The sequence below is a fragment of the Dyadobacter sp. HNCC25DJ185 genome, from assembly GCF_056895195.1.
Genome location: NZ_JBXHAR010000001.1, coordinates 417,180 through 436,172 on the forward strand (window position 1 = coordinate 417,180; position 18,993 = coordinate 436,172).

Annotated in this window: 11 protein-coding genes; 7 read left to right on the plus strand and 4 right to left on the minus strand. The window is 50.8% G+C overall.

Going from position 1 to position 18,993, the window contains the following annotated elements:
* Positions 1-5: 5 nt before the first annotated feature.
* Positions 6-1,019, plus strand: coding sequence for a GlxA family transcriptional regulator (locus AC1XUF_RS01655; RefSeq protein WP_483339854.1), 1,014 nt, complete (start codon positions 6-8; stop codon positions 1,017-1,019).
* Between the two features lie 89 nt (positions 1,020-1,108).
* Positions 1,109-2,785 (plus strand): N-acyl-D-amino-acid deacylase family protein, encoded by a 1,677-nt coding sequence (locus AC1XUF_RS01660; protein WP_483339855.1) that lies wholly within the window; start codon positions 1,109-1,111, stop codon positions 2,783-2,785.
* A gap of 6 nt (positions 2,786-2,791) precedes the next feature.
* On the opposite strand, the gene AC1XUF_RS01665 is transcribed toward AC1XUF_RS01660, so the two are convergent.
* Positions 2,792-4,771 carry a M1 family metallopeptidase gene (locus tag AC1XUF_RS01665; RefSeq protein ID WP_483339856.1) on the minus strand — a complete coding sequence of 660 codons (1,980 nt, stop codon included), beginning with the start codon at positions 4,769-4,771 and terminating at the stop codon, positions 2,792-2,794.
* A gap of 202 nt (positions 4,772-4,973) precedes the next feature.
* Between AC1XUF_RS01665 and AC1XUF_RS01670 the strand changes: the two genes are divergently transcribed.
* From AC1XUF_RS01670 to AC1XUF_RS01690, 5 genes are all read left to right on the plus strand, one after another.
* Positions 4,974-5,312, plus strand: a complete 339-nt coding sequence (locus tag AC1XUF_RS01670) for a PadR family transcriptional regulator (protein ID WP_483339857.1) — start codon at positions 4,974-4,976, stop codon at positions 5,310-5,312.
* Positions 5,309-8,005 (plus strand): ABC transporter permease, encoded by a 2,697-nt coding sequence (locus AC1XUF_RS01675; protein WP_483339858.1) that lies wholly within the window; start codon positions 5,309-5,311, stop codon positions 8,003-8,005. The genes AC1XUF_RS01670 and AC1XUF_RS01675 overlap by 4 nt, the downstream gene beginning before the upstream one ends.
* Positions 8,006-8,183: 178 nt before the next feature.
* On the plus strand, positions 8,184-9,242 hold the full coding sequence (locus tag AC1XUF_RS01680) for a sensor histidine kinase (RefSeq protein ID WP_483339859.1): 1,059 nt from the start codon (positions 8,184-8,186) through the stop codon (positions 9,240-9,242).
* On the plus strand, positions 9,239-9,931 hold the full coding sequence (locus tag AC1XUF_RS01685) for a LytR/AlgR family response regulator transcription factor (RefSeq protein WP_483339860.1): 693 nt from the start codon (positions 9,239-9,241) through the stop codon (positions 9,929-9,931). Before AC1XUF_RS01680 ends, AC1XUF_RS01685 begins: the two co-directional genes overlap by 4 nt.
* Positions 9,932-9,951: 20 nt before the next feature.
* Positions 9,952-11,691: a CocE/NonD family hydrolase gene (locus AC1XUF_RS01690; protein ID WP_483339862.1), complete on the plus strand. Its 1,740-nt coding sequence runs from the start codon at positions 9,952-9,954 to the stop codon at positions 11,689-11,691.
* 264 nt (positions 11,692-11,955) lie between these two features.
* On the opposite strand, the gene AC1XUF_RS01695 is transcribed toward AC1XUF_RS01690, so the two are convergent.
* The 3 genes from AC1XUF_RS01695 to AC1XUF_RS01705 all read right to left on the minus strand — a co-directional run bounded on the left by AC1XUF_RS01695 (position 11,956) and on the right by AC1XUF_RS01705 (position 18,992).
* Positions 11,956-13,359 carry an alpha-L-fucosidase gene (locus tag AC1XUF_RS01695; protein ID WP_483339863.1) on the minus strand — a complete coding sequence of 468 codons (1,404 nt, stop codon included), beginning with the start codon at positions 13,357-13,359 and terminating at the stop codon, positions 11,956-11,958.
* Positions 13,360-13,376: 17 nt separating this feature from the next.
* On the minus strand, positions 13,377-16,910 hold the full coding sequence (locus tag AC1XUF_RS01700; protein ID WP_483339864.1) for a VCBS repeat-containing protein: 3,534 nt from the start codon (positions 16,908-16,910) through the stop codon (positions 13,377-13,379).
* A 513-nt stretch (positions 16,911-17,423) separates the two neighbouring features.
* On the minus strand, positions 17,424-18,992 hold the full coding sequence (locus AC1XUF_RS01705; protein ID WP_483339865.1) for a RagB/SusD family nutrient uptake outer membrane protein: 1,569 nt from the start codon (positions 18,990-18,992) through the stop codon (positions 17,424-17,426).
* Position 18,993: the final 1 nt, after the last annotated feature.

The following is an 18,993-nucleotide window of genomic DNA, read 5'->3' on the forward strand; positions in this document are numbered from 1 at the left end:
ACTGAATGGAAGTAGCGGAGCATTCAAAACTGGTTGTTATTGTCGCATTCCCGGACCTGCCCTTACTGGAAATAGCAGGTCCGGGAGATGTGTTTTTTCAGGCATCCAAAGCGGTGTACGAAAAGACAGGAATTGAAAATGCCTACCGGGTGACGGTTGTAGCCGCAGACCGCTCCGAACAAGTCGTGACCCGGTCGGGAATCACCATCAGTACACCAGTTAAAAGGGACGAAATCAAGCAACCCATTGATACGCTGATTATTGCAGGTTACAATTTCGAGAACCCAGCTATTGAGGAGTCGGATTTTTACCAATGGGTTTCAGGGATTTATCCAAAAGTCCGGCGGATCGGATCGATATGCGTCGGCACATTTGCCCTGGCCAAAGCCGGGCTTTTAACGAATAGAAACGTAACAACCCATTGGAAAAGGGCCTCCAGGCTCCATCATGATTTCCCTGACATCCATGTCGATTCTTCACAGCTTTTCATCCGTGACGGCAATGTGTATACTTCGGGCGGCGTATCCTCGGCGACGGACCTCTCCCTGGCATTGGTGGAAGAAGATTACGGACGTGAGATTGCCGTCTCTGTCGCCCGGCACCTGGTTCTCTATCTGAAACGTCCTGGCTACCAATCGCAATTCGGCGACTTGCTGCCGGAGCCGGAAACGGAAAACGGTGTGTTCGCGCGGATCCAGGAGTGGATGATCGCGAACCTGGACAAAGACCTGAGCGTGGAGCAGCTTGCGGTGCACAGTAACATGAGCCCGAGGAATTTTGCCCGGGTTTTTTTAAAAGAGACCGGCCTGACTCCTGCGAAGTTTGTAGAAAAACTCCGTGTGGAAATGGCCCGGAAACTACTGGAAGAAAGCGACCTGAATATGGAACAGATTGCGGCCAGGACCGGACTCGTCAGCCTGGTGTCCATGCGGAGAATATTCCTGCGCAATCTCATGATCACGCCCAGTGACTACAAACGCATGTTCAGAACTACCAACAGGGAAGTTGAATTTGCATAGCGCCTGCGGCCAGTTCAGCGACCAAATTTCGTGTAAGCGATTCGTCACGTTGGAAATTCTGTATATTCCACTTTCCAATACGACTTCCTATGAAATGTTCGCTCTTCTCCCTGCTGATCCTCACGATTGCTTTATCCTGCTCTAAAAAGGCAAAATACGATTCTATCATTCGCAATGGGGTTATTTATGACGGCAGTGGCCGAAAGCCTTATACCGCCGATATTGCGATCAATGCCGACACCATTGCCTTTATTGGCGATCTCAGGGAAGCCACCGCAGCAAATGAAACTGATGCCAAAGGCATGGCCGTCTCGCCTGGCTTTATCAATATGCTGAGCTGGGCCGGGGAATCGTTGATAGAAGATGGCCGGAGCCAAAGCGACATTCGCCAGGGAGTTACCTTAGAGGTCATGGGCGAGGGAACCAGCGCGGGACCACTAAGTGAGAAGATGAAACAGGAATGGCAGGCCGGAGAGGGAGATATTCAGTACAAAGTAGCGTGGAGTACATTGGGGGAATACCTTCGTTTCCTGGAAAAAAAAGGGGTCAGCTGCAATATTGCCTCGTTTATCGGGGCGGGTACCGTAAGAACTTATGTGATTGGGGAAGACAACCGGCAAGCTACGCCGGCCGAGCTGGACAGTATGCGGGTCCTGGTGAGGGAGGCTATGCAGGAGGGTGCCATGGGGGTGGGCTCCTCCCTCATTTATCCTCCTCACTTTTTCGCAAATACAAACGAGCTCATTGCCCTCTGCAAGGAAGCGTCAAAGTACGGGGGAATGTACATTTCGCATATCCGAAGTGAAGGTAATAAACTGGATGAAGCTGTGGATGAGCTGATTACCATTGCCAGGGAGGCGCATATTCCGGCGGAGATCTATCACATCAAGGCGGTGGGCAAGGATAACTGGCACAAAATGGATGGCGTCATCAGCCGGATCGAGAAGGCGAGGGCGGAGGGATTGCAGATTACCGCTGATATGTACACTTACCTGGCCGGCGCCACGGGGCTCACTTCGGCTTTTCCTCCGTCCTTACAGGATGGCGGATTTGGCAAGTTGTGGCAACGCCTGCAAAATCCGAAGATTCGTTCTGAAATGAAGCGGGTCATGAACTCGAACCCGAAGGAGTGGGAAAACCTGTATTATGGTGCCGGATCTCCTGAAAATGTATTGCTGCTGGGTTTTAGGCAGGATTCGCTCAAGAAGTTTACCGGGAAATCGCTGGCTGCGGTGGCCCAGCTCAGAGGTACTTCTCCGGAAGAGACCGCCATGGACCTGATTGTGCAGGATAGCACCCGTATCGACGTCGCTTATTTCTTCATGACCGAAAGTAACCTGAAAAAAGAGATCGCTTTGCCATGGGTCAGTTTTGGTTCGGATGCCGGAAGTTATAGTCCCGAGGGCGTCTTCCTCAAATCGCAGCCACATCCGAGAGCGTATGGGAACTTCGCGAGGGTGATCGGGCACTATGTAAGGGAGGCCAAAATTATACCGCTCGAAAAAGCCATCTACAAGCTGGCCAAGCTGCCCGCAACCAATCTGAAACTCCAAAAACGTGGTGAGCTGAAAGTGGGCAACTACGCAGACGTGGTCATTTTCGATCCTGAAAAAGTGCAGGACCACGCTACTTACGACAAGCCGCAGCAGTTTGCCACCGGTGTTTCCGACGTCTTTGTCAATGGGATACCCGTCCTGAAAAACGGGGAACATACCCATGCGAAACCTGGCAGGTTTGTGAAAGGGCCTGGGTTTGTCGGGAAATGATGCTTGTTATTTACGATCCCAAATATTGTTGGAGCTGTCTATATCGGGAAATATTCCTTTGGGGTTGATGACCACTTTGATAACCGCGCCCACGGCGTCTGGGGCAAATTGGTAAACTGGACCTTGCTGCCAAATCTCCACCGGGAAGGTGTGGGTTTCTTTGACGCCGTTTTCAAAAGTGACTTCAACCGATAAAGGCATTGCTGCTTTCTCCCTGTTCTCCACAACAATCAACGCTTTGCCTGACTGTCCTTTCGGAGGATTGGTAACCCCCGATAGCCTTTGGTCCAGCTTGTCATTTTCAATAAACATGGATTTCCAGAACCAGTCGAGGTCCTCGCCCGTCGAGCTCCCGATACTTCTGAAAAAATCCCATGGAGTAGGATGCTTGTAGGCCCAGTCCTGGATATACTTGCGGAACGCGGGATCGAATTGGTCTTTTCCCAGAATATGTTCCCTAAGTAGCGTGAGCAGGTAGGCCACTTTCTGGTATTGTACGGTGTACACTTCCGTGCCAGGGATCACGTCGGGCCTGGTCATGATCGGGACCAATGAATCCGCAAAAAGCCCTTGCACCGGGATATCGATCTCGGGATAGCCGATAAATTCGCCTCCATTAAAATCCTTCGTAGCCATATTGTCCATGAAAGCATTCAAACCCTCGTCCATCCAGGCGTATCTCCTTTCGTTGCTTCCCACAATCATCGGGAACCAGGTATGCCCGAGCTCATGGTTGACCACCGCCCAATACATATTCCCTTTGTCCTTGGCCGAACAGAAAACGAGGCCGGGATATTCCATGCCGTCCAGGTTGGATGCTACATTAACAGCCTTGTTATAAGGATATTCGTACCATTGCTGGGAGAAATATTGCAGGGTGAAACGGATGTATTCACTGGATCTTTCCCAGCTTTCGGGCAGTTTGGCTTCGGCTGGGTAGAGCGAGCTTCCGAGCACTTTCCTTCCGCTGGGAAGCGCAATACCAATTCCCTCCCAGATGAACGATTTCGACGCAGTCCATGCGAAATCCCTTGCTGAGTTTAATTTGAATTTCCAGGTACAGTGTGGTTTGGACGGGCGCGAGGCAGGGTCGGTTACTTCCTCAGATGTCCGGATCAAAACTTTTTCGTTGGACGACCTGGCTCTTTTCCAGCGTTCCGATTGGACGGGCGTCAGTACTTCCTCAGGGTTGAGGAGATCGCCCGACGCCTCTACAATGTAGGCAGAGGGGAGGGTGATGTTAACTTCAAAATTTCCATATTCCAGATAGAATTCCCCGTTTCCCAGGTAAGGCAACGTGTTCCACCCATTGATGTCGTCGAGTACGCAAAGCCTTGGGTACCATTGTGCTACGGAATAAATGTCGCCGTTTTTGGTAGGCAGGATATCCGTCCTGTTCACGTTGAAATCGGCATTCCTGAAATTTCTCGGGAATTGGTAGCTGTATTTGATCTCAAATGAAATCCTTTGCCCCGGGAGCAGCGGCTCGGTCAGCTGGACCTTCATTCTCGTATCGCTTATGGTAAAGCCGGCCTGTCTGGAAACTCCTTTGATGCTTTTCAAGGTCACCGACGAAATTGTGAACCCGCCTTCGAAAGCCGGATCGGCACCGGTGTTGGTCAGGAATAATTTGCTGTCCAGCCCTTTCGAATGCTTTTTATAAACATTCTGATCCAATTGTAACCATAATAATGTAAGTGTTTTGGGGCTGTTGTTAGCGTAAGTAATGGTTTCGATACCTGCGATGATTTCGTTTTTATCGTCCAGGCTTACGTCAATTCGATAATCTGCCTGGTTTTGCCAGTAAGCTGGGCCTGGCTCGCCGGTTGCCAGACGGAACGAATTGCCCGCAGGCAAAATGGACGTGGCCGGAAACAGCTCCTTTGCGTCATATTTTGATTTTTCCAGATCCTGGGACCAGCCTGAAAGGGCATTTAATAGAAAAAAGTGAAGACAAAAAACGGTGAAACCGCGGTTCATAGTCATTTTTAAGAAGATGAGCGTTATGGAGCCAAGATAACGATTTCGGCCCAAAGACCGATAGTCCTGGATGTCCGCCATTGAACGACGATTGTCCGCTTACGGACAGCTTCTCGCGTTGAAAACCCGCTATGCTGGGCAAAATTGCCATTTTAAGGCTTGGCAACCTATTTGCTATACAAATGAGTAGGATAAAATCCGTATACCGATGAAAGGCTCTCAACTAGGGGAATTTGAGGAAATAGTGCTTCTGACCATCGCGCTGCTCTACGACGACGCATACAGCGTGGCTGTTATGGAAGAACTCAGCCAGCGGCTGGATCGTCCCATGAGCCTCGGGGCCGTCCACCGGACGATGCAGCGGCTGGAAGAAAAAGGGTTTGTCGATTCCCGGTTTGGCGATGCCACGGCAGAGCGGGGCGGGCGTCGTAAAAGGCTGTTTACTGTGACCACGGCGGGTGAACAGGTTTTGAAGGAAGCCCGTAAGATCAGGAACGAGTTGTGGGCGGATATCCCTCATACAGCTTTTGGAGGAAGCATGGCATGAACCCTGGGAAAACAAAGCAAAATAGAAGCGACCCGCACCGCCCACCCCGCTGGGCCCGCGCACTGATGGAGCGTATCACGGCCCCTCATCTCCGCGAAGAACTCGCAGGTGACCTCAACGAACTGTTCCACAAACGCGGCCGGCGCGACGGCTATGGCAAGGCAAGACGCATGTACGTGTGGGACCTGCTGTTGCTCATCCATCCCCGGCTCTGGCGGCGGGAACGCGTAATTCGTAGTAAAACAAAGCATCAAATACATAGAGAACTCCCCCAACCTTCATCTTTCCGTCCCGACATGATCCGCAACTATTTAACAATCGCCTTTCGTAACCTGGTCAAAAGTAAATCGTATTCCGCCATTAACATTGGCGGCCTCGCCGTGGGGATGGCCGTAGCCATGCTGATCGGTATCTGGATCAACGATGAAGTATCTGCCAACAAGCACCATAAGAACTACAACACGCTCTATGAGGTGAAACTGAACCAAACCTTTGATGGTACCAGGGGTACCCAGGACGCGGTCCCATTTCCCGTTGGAGACGAACTAAGGTCCAAATTTCCCGATTTCAAGGCAGTGGCCAGTTATGACAGGGGTGAGGGAACCCGTTCCCTGATAGCCGGTAACCAAAAATTCCTTAAGAAAGGGATTTTTATAGGCGAGGATGCCATTGATATGTTTTCACTGCGCATCCTGAACGGAGGAAAGGATCCGTTAAAAGAGCCTTATTCGATCGTGTTGACGGATGAAACCGCCGAGGCTTTCTTCGGTAGCCAGGACCCTGTTGGTAAGAGCATCAACCTGGAAAACAATGTGAATTTGAAAGTAACGGCCGTAGTGGCCAAACAACCGGATAATGCAACACTTCAATTTGATTACCTGCTGCCCTGGCATTTACAGGAGCGGATGTATGACTGGGTCGAGAAATATGCAAAAACGGATTGGCGGAATAACGACTGGGGTGTTTTTGTCCAGCTCAATGAAGGCGCCGACCCGGTACAAACGAATGCCAAAATTAAGGACGTGGTGCTAGTCCATCAAGCAGGTGACGCCAATGTAAGAAATCTGATTAAGCCCGAAATTTTCCTGCACCCCATGTCAAAATGGCGGCTTTATTCCGAGTTTACCGAGGGCAAAAACACGGGAGGTTTTATCAGGTATGTGCGGCTGTTTGCTATTTTCGGCCTCTTTATTTTGGTCATTGCCTGTATCAATTTTATGAACCTCTCCACCGCCCGGTTGGAGAAACGGGCGAAAGAAGTGGGGGTCCGAAAAGCCGTAGGCTCTGGCCGTCGGCAGCTCATAGGTCAGTTTTTAAGCGAATCGACCCTGATTACGGGCATTGCCCTGGTGCTGGCACTTGCGATGGTGGTGTTGTCGCTGCCTTACTTCAATACCCTGACTACTAAAAAGATGTCCGTCGACTTCGGGAATCCGATTTACTGGGTTGTTATCGTGGTTTTTACGTTGTTGACAGGTTTACTGGCAGGCAGTTATCCTGCGCTTTACTTGTCGTCGTTCAACCCCGTAAAGATCCTGAAAGGAAGCGTCCATGTCGGGAAAGGAGCGTCGCTGCCTCGGAAAATCCTGGTGGTGATCCAGTTTACTTTTTCCGTGGCACTGATGATTGGTACCATCCTTATTTATCAGCAGATCCAGCACGGTAAAAACCGTCCGCTTGGTTTTACGAAGCAGGGCCTCATTTCGGTCAATTCGTCGAAAGACCTGTTGGACCATTTCGAAGTGCTACGGGCCGAATTATTGGCTACTGGTGTGATTGCGTCTGTTTGCAAGACCAATTCGCCTCCCACGCAATGGTGGAGCAGCAACAGCGGCTGGAAATGGAAAGGCGCAAAACCCGGGGACGAATCCGTCATCTTCACAACCCTCGCTACCAGCTACGATTACATCAAAACAATGGGCATTAAACTCAAAGAAGGGCGGGACTTTTCGAGGGACTTTGCAAGCGATTCTACCGGAGTTATTCTGAATGAAGCGGCTGTTGCGCGCATGGGATTAAAACATCCCGTTGGTGAGATCCTGAGATGGGGCGGGAAAGACCGGACGGTTGTAGGCGTTATCCCCGATATCGTCGTGGAATGGTCGGCCTACCGCGCGGTGGCACCGATGACTATTATTTTCGACAAAAACTGGGTGGGTTTTATCGACATGCGGATCAATCCGACTGTGTCGCCTTCCGTAGCGATCAAAAAAATCGCCCCGATTTTTGATAAATTCAACCCTGCCTATCCATTCGATTACAAGTTTGCCGATGCCGAATATGCCAAGAAATTCTATTACGAGGAACTCATTGGCAACCTCTCCGCCGTTGTTTGCCTTTTGGCCATATTCATTTCCTGCCTGGGCTTATACGGATTGGCGTCTTTTATGGCAGAGCAGCGGACCAAGGAAATCGGGATCCGCAAAGTACTGGGCGCAAGTGTCAGTAATGTCTGGGGGTTATTGTCCAAAGACTTCGTGCTGCTGGTGGTTATTTCCTGCCTGGTGGCATCGCCCATCGCCTGGTTTGCCATGCAGAAATGGCTGGAAGACTACACTTACCGGATCGATATCAGCGCTTGGGTATTTCTGCTGGTACTGGGCGTCGCCTTGCTTATTACGCTGTGGACGGTCAGCTATCAGGCGATCAAGGCAGCTTTGCTGAACCCGGTGAAGAGTTTGCGGAGCGAGTAGGGATGAATACCAAGGTCAGCCAGTTACCTGTTATGCTCAGTGTCTCGTCAGGGTGCCGCGGAAACAGCTGTTTCAGAACGTTATTCGCCCCGCGTTCGGCTGCCAAATTCCTGCGCTGCTGTACTTTATCTTTTTTCTTTCCGGAAGTCTTGGTTGTTTTGTTTCAGGCAAAATCATTTTGGGAAACAGAGCTATCATATCACTTTACTGGAAATGCCAGCTGATCGGCTGGACAGTCGCTTCGTTGTACTGGACTTTTCAGGGCTGGACTGGCGACGGGTTCAGCTGGGGCTTGGCCCTGGTACAGCTGGTGTCGGATGTGGGTATGTACATTCTGATCACGCATCTTTACCGGATTTTTGCATTAAAAAACCATTGGCAGGATCTTTCGCTCGACCATTTATTGTGGCGCATGCTGGCCGCGATACCGGTGATGGGTGTATTCTATTCTGTTGTTACACTCGCCAAACTTTACTTTATCCAGGTCTTTTTTCTGACGAAGAGCCCACAGCAGTTTGGTGACTTTTTTGAATTGACCGGATTGAGCATTTTCATTGCGGGTGTCCGCCTGATGGCGATCTGGCTGCTGGCTTATCATTTATACCATTATGCCAAAAGGGAAATAAGGCTCTCGGGCGAAAACGCGCGGCTTGAACTCAATTTCAAGCAGGCGCAGCTGGATAACCTTTTTGCGCAGCTCAATCCACATTTTTTGTTCAATTCGCTTAATACCATCAAATCGCTCATTTACACCAATCCCGCTTCCGCCGGCAGGGGCATCGACCTGTTGAGCGAATTGCTCAGAAGCGGATTGTACAGCGGCTCCTCCATGCTGATCAGCCTGGGCGAAGAAATGGAGCTGGTGAAGGATTACCTCGAATTGGAGCAGTTGCGCATGGAAGAGCGGCTGACTTACCGTCTCGATATCGATAAATCCTTTTTAAACTTCCTGGTGCCTCGTCTGAGCGTTCAGGCCTTAGTCGAAAATGCCGTAAAGCATGGGGTTGCGCTGCGAAAGGAAGGCGGACGGATTAATGTCTCGGCATTGGAAAAAGGGGGATTTTTATATCTCAGGGTTGCGAATCCGGGCAATCTGAAGCGGGATATCAGTCCGGAGGGCATCGGTCTCCGCAACCTGAGGGAGCGACTGGCGATCAGTTACCAGGGTCGGGCTGCCTTGCATTTGTTTCAGGAAGGTGAAAATGTACGTGCTGAAATCAAGATGCCGGTCCCATGAAAACAATAAAGGTGCTGATCATTGACGATGAGCGCGGCGCGAGGCTGGAATTGCTTCGGATGCTGACCAGTTATCCCCAGATAACGGTTTTGGGCGAAGCAGCCAATGCCGATGAGGCAGAATCGCTGATCCGGTCTTTGCGGCCAAACCTTATTTTTCTGGATATCCAGATGCCGGGGCGGTCGGGTTTCGACCTCCTGGAAACGCTCGACCACCTGCCGCAGGTGATCTTTGTTACCGCGTTTGACCAATATGCCATCAAAGCTTTTGAAGTAAGCGCCCTGGATTACCTCATGAAGCCGGTGCGGGAAGAACGTTTCGCGCGGGCAATGGACCAGGCTATGGAAAGGATCGGCGGGCGCGAAGAGCCCTCGGTTTTTGTGAGGGACAGGGGCAGGTACCATCTCATCAAATGGAAAGACATCCAGCTGATCGAATCGGTGGAAAATTATGCGAGGCTCTGGTTTGGAAAGAACCAGGTGCTCCTCAAAACTTCGCTCAACAAGCTGGAAGAAAACCCGGATTGCAGGATGTTTTTCAGGGCCGGAAGAGGGCAGCTATTCAATATGGAGTTTATCAAATCGATACGGAAAGAAGATAACGCAATGACGGTTGAGCTCACCACGGGAGAACTGGTCCATATTTCGGAGCGGCAGGCCGTCAAATTCAGGAACCTCAAAAAACAATAGAACAAAACTTAATGATGTATATGAAACCGAAAAATTTCGGTATGGCTTTGCTATGCCTCTTACTCAGCTTTCGCAGCTTCGGTCAGCAAAAAGCCGACTTGCCGGATACAGCCGGCTACGTGATCCAGGACAGTGTGATGATCAAAACCAAATATGGCATTACGCTCTCGGCGGTGGTGGTAAGGAAGAAAGGGGTGAAGGCCAAACTACCCGCGGCGCTTTTTTATTTCATTTATTCCAATACAAACAGAAGCCTGGCGGAGGCGAAATATGCCGCGGATCATGGATATGCAGGCATCGTTGCGGATGCGCACGGAAAACGGCTGAGCCCCGACAAGCCTGAACCTTACGAGCATGAGGCTAAGGATGTGAATGCTGTCATCGATTGGATCATCGCCCAGCCGTGGAGCGACGGCAGGGTAGGGATGTACGGGGGAAGTTATTCGGGTTTTGCGCAGTGGGCGGCCACCAAAAACCTGCATCCTGCCCTGAAAACGATCGTGCCTTATGTGGCGGCAATCCCTGGCCTCGGGCTTCCGATGGAGAACAATGTATTTCTTGCGGCCAACTACCAGTGGGCGTTTTACGTGACCAATAACAAATACACGGATGACGCCGTGAACAACGACAATGCCCGCTGGCGGAGGATGAGGAACAACTGGTGGGAGAGCGGCGCAGCCTACAACCGGATCGATAGTATAGACGGAACGCCCAATCTCTGGCTCCAGAAGTGGCTGTCGCATCCGGACTACGATGCCTATTGGCAGTCGATGGTGCCATATCAGGAGGATTTTAAAAAAATCAACATACCCGTGCTGACCATTACGGGTTATTACGACGACGGACAAGTTTCTGCCCTGGAATATCTGCGGGAGCATTACAAATACAACCCGGCGGCCGAACATTACCTAATCATCGGGCCTTACGATCATTTTGGTGCCCAACGCGGAGGTGTCGCCGAATTAAGGGGTTACAAAGTAGATTCACTTGCTTTGATCAATACCCGGGAAGTCACCTTTCAATGGCTGGATTACGTACTCAAAGGCGGGAAGAAGCCAGCGTTGCTGAAGGACAAAATCAATTTTGAAGTAATGGGCGCCAATACCTGGAAGCACGCCGCTGCACTGGAAAAGATGGAGGACCGTAAAGTCAGGTTTTACCTCGACAGCATTCCCGGAGGAGCTCCCGTACTTTCGGAGAACAGACCTTCGAAACCAGGTTTTGTGTTCCAAAAAGTGGACCTGGCCGAGAGGGAGACATCCAACAATGATTACTATCCCGACCCAATCATCAAAAAGGATCTCGACAGAAGTAACGGGTTGTTTTTTATGACCAGGCCATTTAAAAATGCAGTTTCAATCAGCGGCGCTTTGCAGGGCGAACTAAAAGCGATCATCAATAAGAAGGATATGGACGTAGGCCTGGTGCTGTACGAGGTGACGCCGGAAGGTACTTACTTTCAGCTCTCCTATTACCTGGGCAGGGCAAGCTATGCGGAGGATATGAGCAGGAGGAAATTGCTTGTTCCGGGCAAATTAGAAACTATCCCTTTTTACCGGTCGCGGCTGTTCAGCAAGCAATTGCAAAAAGGAAGCAGGTTGCTTTTGGTACTGAATGTTGATAAAAACCCTTTTGCGCAGATCAACTACGGATCAGGCAAAGACGTGAGTTTCGAGACCGTAAAGGATGCGGGCGACCCGCTTGAAATCAGGTGGTCGACGGAGAGTTTTATTGAGCTCGGGGTTTCGGGCCTCCCATAAAGACCGCCGCGAAGTCGCCGCATTTGGAAATCCTTCTTACGTAAGCCAAAGCCAAATTGAGTCGGGCGAAAATGATGAAACGGTCTTGAATGCCATTCATCAGGTACGGGCACGGGCTTGTAGCGTGGCGGCAGAGCAAACAACCTCTTATCCGCCCTAGAAAGCAGGTTAATACCGGTGTCACATAGAATTTGGGTTAAAACGGATAAACCGTGTAAAGCAACGGCTTAGACGAACTACGCATCATGGTGTAAAATTTGAAAATCAACGTCTTTCGTTGTAAATCCCGAACTCGGCAACGGAAGGCGCTTCCTTGAAATCCGTGAATTTGATCCTTACTTTCTGGCCGGTTACGCGGTCGAAACGGATCGCTTTGATACGCTTTTCCTGCATGCCTTCGGCCAACGGGTACCATTTGTTGTTGGCAAAATATTCGAGATTGTAATGTAAGGGATTGGCTTTTGCAGCGGTTACCACCACGGTGTTGAAGCCGGTCTCTCTCTCCAGATCAACCTCGAACCAGGGTTGTTTAACGGAAGGATTGGAGTTCCAGCTCGTTTTGAAGTTGTCGTCATTGGCAAAATCCATGATCATCATATCGTCGCCCCAGCTGGAATCGGCAGGACGGTTCTTGGCCAGATTGGAGGAAATAACCGGCCCGTCATTGGCAGGTAATGTGGGAGAACTGGCGGGTTTTTTGTACAATTTTCCAATCTCTTTCAGTTCCGCAATCACATTGTCGTCAATCAGCCCGTCACGGTTTGGGGCGACGTTCAGGATGAAGTTGCAATAGACCTGATTGAAGGGGATCAGGTTTTTGTTGACCAGGTCGTCTGCCTTCTTCACGGGCGTGGTCGGGAATGAGGGTTTCCAGAACCAGTATGAGTTGATCGGCAGGCAGGATAACGCGGGAAGCTGGTTGCTTTCTTTGGAAATATGCTGACCCGCACCTTGTTCGTAGGATTTGATATCGGTATAAAACAATGCTTCCGCTGGATACTTAGCCGCATTCAGGTCCATGAGCAGGCATTGCGGCTGTATGGATTTGACCAGGTTGTATATTTCTTCAAAGGGCACGTCGTCATAAGAAATCCGCGACCAGGGCGCATCCCAGCCATCGATGATCAAAGCGGAAATTTCGCCGTAGTTGGTCAGCAGCTCGGTAAGCTGATCTTTGATCATCTGAATGTGTGCGGGGGTAATGTGGCCGGGGCGCAGCTTGTGGTGCGTGTCCAGGATCGAATAGTACAGCATCACTTTCAATCCCTGCTTACGAAATGATCGGGCATATTCGGCGACGATATCTTTTTTGTAAGGACTGTTCATGACATTGTAATTGGTGGTTTTGGTATCCCAGATCGCGAACCCGCTGTGGTGCTTGGTCGTGAGGCAGCCATAAGCCATATTTGCCGATTTCGCCGCTTCGGCCCATTGATCGGTATTGAGTTTTTTGGGATTAAAAACAGCAGGCGAAGCGTCGGGATCGGCCCAGTCGTCGTCCCCGTAAGTAGGGATGTTATAGTGGATGAACATGCCGAACCCCAGGTCGACGAACTGCTGCTGCAGGGCAACCAGCGATTTTCCTGTACCTGCCTTTTGAGGGAAAGCCAGCTCCGGGCAACCCCAGAGGCACAGAAAAAGGAGAATTAAGGATATTAATCGTTTCATTATGAGGTGTTTATTTTTTACTTTATGCTAAAAACTTTTCTGCCCCTCCCATTGGTATCAAAAAGGGTTATGGTCTCGGTTGCTTCGGAAATGCCGATGGTACGTTCCTGCTGCGACAGGTATCCGGCACCGTAATAAAATTCCTGTTTTCGCTTCGTGCCATTTTTGAGCGTAACGACCGCATACACATCATCGGCCCCAGCTTTCACTGTTTTTACAAGGGGATGATACCTGTTCGATAATAGGTTCAGGCTATCCGCATTGGCAACGGCGAGGATCAATTCGCGCCCTTTGCTGTCGTGCAGTAAACCAATGCCCCTGGTTGCGCCGATCAAAAACAAACCGCTCTTTTCTGCTGTTTCTGCTTTGAAATTTCCTTTCCCGTCGCCTTTTAACAAAACTCCGAGAGATGCGTCCATGAAACCGTAAACCACCTCGTTGGAATGCGAGTTGCCGGTGATGAGCAGGTCGAGGTTGCCGTCTTCATCCACGTCCGTAGCCAGAATCCCGAAGATGCAGGAAAGCTGTGCTTCTGCCGGCAATATTTTCACTTCAAGTTTTCCGTTGCCTTTATTGATCAGGACACAGCTCTGGAATGTGTCGGCATTGTAATGCTTTGCCTGGGCGATGATGTCTTTATTAAAAATATCGCCCAACTGTGCCTTGCTGAACGGTTCGTAAGTCCCAAAGGTCTTTTTGAGGATCGGCATGGAGCGGAACAGGTCGTCGCGGTAGGTGAGGGGAAAGCTCTTTTTCTCGCCGTCGTTATTGGCAATGTAATGGGTAACAAGGGGTTTGGGCCTTCCATTTCCGGCGAAATCGGCATAGAAAAGTTCCAGTGGCTGGCCTGGCGAAGGCCGGTAGTCGATGTTATTGCCCATGTTGCCCAGGACGTAATCGGTATCGCCGTCATTGTCCAGATCAGCCGGGTAAATGCTGTTCCACCAGCCGCTCATATGGGTCAGGCCTGTTTGCGCAGTGACGTTTACCAGTTTCCCTTTCTGGTTTTTCATAAAAACAGGGGTCATCCATTCCCCGGCCACGATGAGATCTGTCCAGCCGTCATTGTCAAAATCAGTCCAGACGGCTGCATGGATCATACCTGCCTGCATCAAATCCGGCGCGAGCTGCAGGGTGGCGTCTGTGAACGTTCCGTCCTCATTTTCTAGAAGGTAACTTCTCGGGGGCTCGGGGTAGGCACCCGGTGAAACCGCGCCGGCCCGGAACAAATCGAGGTCTCCGTCCTTGTCAAAATCGGCCGCAACCACGCAGCTGCCGCTCGAGACCGTCGGCGGCAATGCTTGGGCGTTGCGGGTAAAATTGCCTTTGCCGTCATTGATATAAAGCCGGTCATGATAGGCGCCTGGTTCCGTTTTGAATTCGCTGCCGCCGCTTACCACATACAAGTCCATGTCGCGGTCATTGTCGGCATCAAAGAAAATCGAGCCCATATCTTCGTACCTGGCATCTGCTTCATGGAGGGGCTTTTGCTCGAAAGAACCCTTGGCCGACTGCCGGAAAAGCGTGCCCGGGATACCAGCCGCGCCGCCAATATAAAAATCTGTCCCGTTTTGATTATCCGCTTCGCCCACCGCAATGCCCGGCCCTTTTTTCGAATACATTGCCAGGAGCAGCGATTCGTCGATAAAGTCGTTGTATTCGTTTTCCACGTGTTTCCAATGCAAATGGTATTGGTCATTCACATTCGTAAAAGCCGGACCGGGCGTATCTAAAACGGGATTGGGGTTTTTCGAAGCATTTTTGTAATCCAGCATAAGCCGCTGATTGGGTTTAACCGACCTGATCACCTGCGACTTCCCGTCCGGCCAGATCACGGCCAAAGAATCGATAACTGCATTTTTGCCCAGCCCGGTATGCAGGGGGCCGTTCATGCTGGACAGATAGCCCTTAACAGGCGAAAAGTAGTTGTAAAATTTTTCCTGACCACAGTACAAAGTAACTGTGGTGCCAATTCCGTTGGGGTTTTTGTCTGTTCCCTTTAAAACCATCTGCAGGTAATTTTCTTTCGCCCCCGGTTTCATGGCCCTGTTTTCAAATACAAAGGCTTCTTCATTGATATTGTTGACCACCAGATCGAGGTCGCCGTCGTTATCCAGATCCGTATATGCTGCCCCGTTGGAGTAGGAATCGTATTTCAGTCCCCAGTTTTTCGTTTCGTTTTCGAATGTCAGTCCGCCGGTATTCCGGTACATGTAATTGGAAAGTTTCACGCCTTTCAGCAGGCTCAGCAGGTTTTTGGTACGGTTGGCTTTTACTTCGTTGGTACCAAACATACTGTTGTCGGTATTGTAGGCCAGGAAATCCAGGTCGGTAATGTCTTTGACGAAACCGTTGGTAATGTAAGCGTCGCGCCGGCCGTCGTTGTCGTAATCCGCGAGCAGCACGCCCCAGCTCCAGTCGGTTGCCTGCATGCCAGTCAGCTGAGCAATGTCCGAGAAATACGTAACGCCGCCAGCATTGGTACCCTGGTTCAGCTGCACGGTATTGCGCATGTACTGATCCACATATCCCGCTTTTTGACGCATGAAAAATTTCTCGTAATCCGCCTTGGCGATCATGGTTTTGCGCCGCTCGTTATTTTCCGGCAGCATGTCCATGACCATGATATCCGGTTTGGCGTCATTATTAATGTCTTCGATATCCACACCCATCCCGTTGTAAGTCTGGTGACGCATGCTCTCTTTCGCCGATTCCCTGAAGGTTTTGTTTTTCTGATTGATCAGCAATTGGTCGTTGGGCATGAAGTCGTTGGCGGCATAAATATCCGGCCAGCCGTCCCGGTTCAGGTCGGCTACTGCCAGGCCCAGCCCATAGCCTTCCTGCGTGATGCCTGCCTTTACAGACACGTTTTTGTAAAGCGGATGGCCCAGCGTATCGCCCACGTTTTCGTATAGCTTGTCGCATGTTTTGCCCCTGGTGACAGGGAAGCTGGAGGGCATAATCAGCGTTTTTTCTACTTCATCGACGTCGTTGGTCAGCAGGTACATGTCCAGGTCGCCGTCCCGGTCGTAGTCCAGGAAAGCCGATTGCACGCAGAAGGTGCTGTCATTGAGCCCGTAGCCCGCAGCTTCCTCTTTAAAAGTCAGATCTTTTTGATTGATGTATAGCAGGTTATGATGCTTCTTGTTGAAGCGGGGGCCGGCTACACTGAGGTAAATGTCCATGAATCCATCATGATTGATATCGACGACCGACACGCCCATGACCCAGTCTGAAGTGGTTACGCCAGCCGGAACGGTGATGTCTTCAAACTGCATATTTCCCTTGTTGAGATACAGTTTGGAAGACACCATGTTGCCGGTAAAGAAAATGTCAGGCAGCTGGTCATTATTAAAATCGCCAATACCGACACCGCCGCCATTGTAGCAATAGTAGTAAGTGAAGGTGTTGATGGTATCGCCTTCGGTAATGGTATTCGCGAAATGGATCCCTGTTTTATTCGGGGATAGTTTGCTGAACAACTCGCCGCCGTTTCGGTTGCAGGCGATGGCGGCTAGCAGCAGGAAAACAAATACTGTTTTGTTCCCCATAACCCAAGGATTAGTCCTTGGGTTATGGGGAACTGGTCGCAGCAAGCTTTTTTTCATATTTTGGTAACAAGGTCTTTTGTTTGGCATGCTTCACAAGAGCCTCTGGCTCTGTCTTACGGCTTTGTTGCCGGTACCCCAGGTTGAAACCCGGGGTTAAGATATCGGTCGAGCCTCTGGCACTGTCTCACGGCTTTGCTGCCGGTACCCCAGGTTGAAACCCGGGGTTAAGATATCGGTCGAGCCTCTGGCTCTGTCTTACGGCTTTGTTGCCGGTACCCCAGGTTGAAACCCGGGGTTAAGATATCGGTCGAGCCTTTGGCTCTGTCTTACGGCTTTGTTGCCGGTACCCCAGGTTGAAACCCGGGGTTAAGATATCGGTCGAGCCTTTGGCTCTGTCTTACGGCTTTGTTGCCGGTACCCAGGGTTGAAACCCGGGGTTAAGATATCGGTCGAGCCTCTGGCTCTATTAACTGATACACTGATGTTGTTGGTGACAACACCGGCACCTAACGCCTAATTGATATACCCCGGGTTCTGCTTGATCTTTGGATTGGCACTTACGTCGTTGAAAGGAATCGGCAGATACTCATGCTTGCCTGCTATGAACTTACCGCCGCTGTTGGAGCGGTATTCGGGATGTTTTGTGAACACATCCGCCATGGTTCCCCAGCGCAGCAGATCGAAAATCCGGTCGCCTTCGAGTGACAATTCCAGTACCCTTTCGTCGCGCACGGCGGTGCGGAACGCGTCTTTGCTTAGTCCCGGTGTAATATCGGGCATGTTGGCCCGCGCCCTTACGGCGTTGATCGCGGCATAAGCGGTTGCATCCGGCCCAATGGCTTCGTTTTGCGCTTCGGCATACATCAGCAGCACATCAGCGAGGCGGATCATCCTCCGGTTGTTGGAAGCATACCACCATGAGCCTGGTACCAATGAGCTCTCACGGTCGAAGTTCAGGTATTTGCGGTCCCAGATCCGGTTCGTATCGGCGCCGGTCATCTTGGTTTTGAAACTGTCCTGGTAGATTTTGGCTCCCGGATAATTCCAGATCATGGTCGCATAAGCCCGCGGGTCTATCTTGCCGTCTTTGGTTTTTTGTTTCATAAAAGCATCAAAGACCCATTTGTTCACAGAAATACTGCCCTGGCTGGAATAGGCTGGCGGGGCAATATCGGGTTCGTAAGCCTGGCCGCGTCCCACATTGGGCGTGCCGCTGGTACCCCAGCTCGCATTCACGTTGCTTTCATACTGCAATTCCCAGATCGATTCCGCATTGTTGTTGGTGGCCGTCAGGAAGTTATCCTGATAATTAGCCACCAGGCGGTACAAGTTGGGTTTGTCTATGATTTTCTTGAACTCGGCCGCTGCATTCGTCCAATCCTTTGTAAACAAATAGGCCTTGCCAAGCAGCGCAGTGGCTGCTCCCCAGGTTGCCCTGCCGACGTTTGCTGCATCTACTGTTTCGGGTAACGAGCTTTGCGCCAACTTGCTATCGCTGATGATCGAAGCCCAAACCGCTTCCTGGGTCGCCTGTTCTACAAAAAGATCGTTCACTTCTTCCACCGGTTGGAGGATCAGCGGAATGTTGCCCCACATGTTCAGCAGATAGAAATGGGCCAGCGCACGCAGGAACGACGCTTCGCCCAGGATCCTTTTCTTCTGCGCCTCGTCCATATCGATTTTAGGCACAAAAAACAGTACCGAGTTAGCCCTGGCGACGATCGCGTTCAATTCTCCCCAGCCTTCGCCAACACGTCCGTCGGTGGGCACCACGGTGAAAGTGCCGGGATCATTTACAGCTGGCCAAGAGAACGCATTGGCGTCGTCCCCGCGCTGAATGGTGAGGATACCGCCGAGCATCCTTCCCCAGCCCTGTGTGGTAGTGAGCGGCCCGTAAACGGCCACCAGCCCTTTTTCGGCATCGTCTGCCGTTTTCCAGAAGCTGGAAGTACTCAGCGCATTGGGGTTGGTCAGGTTCAGGTCGTCCTTACTGCAGTTTACGGTCATCATGACCACCATCATGAAAACCATAGGAAGTATAAAAAACCTCCTTTTATTACGAGTGATGATTATCTTTTTCATG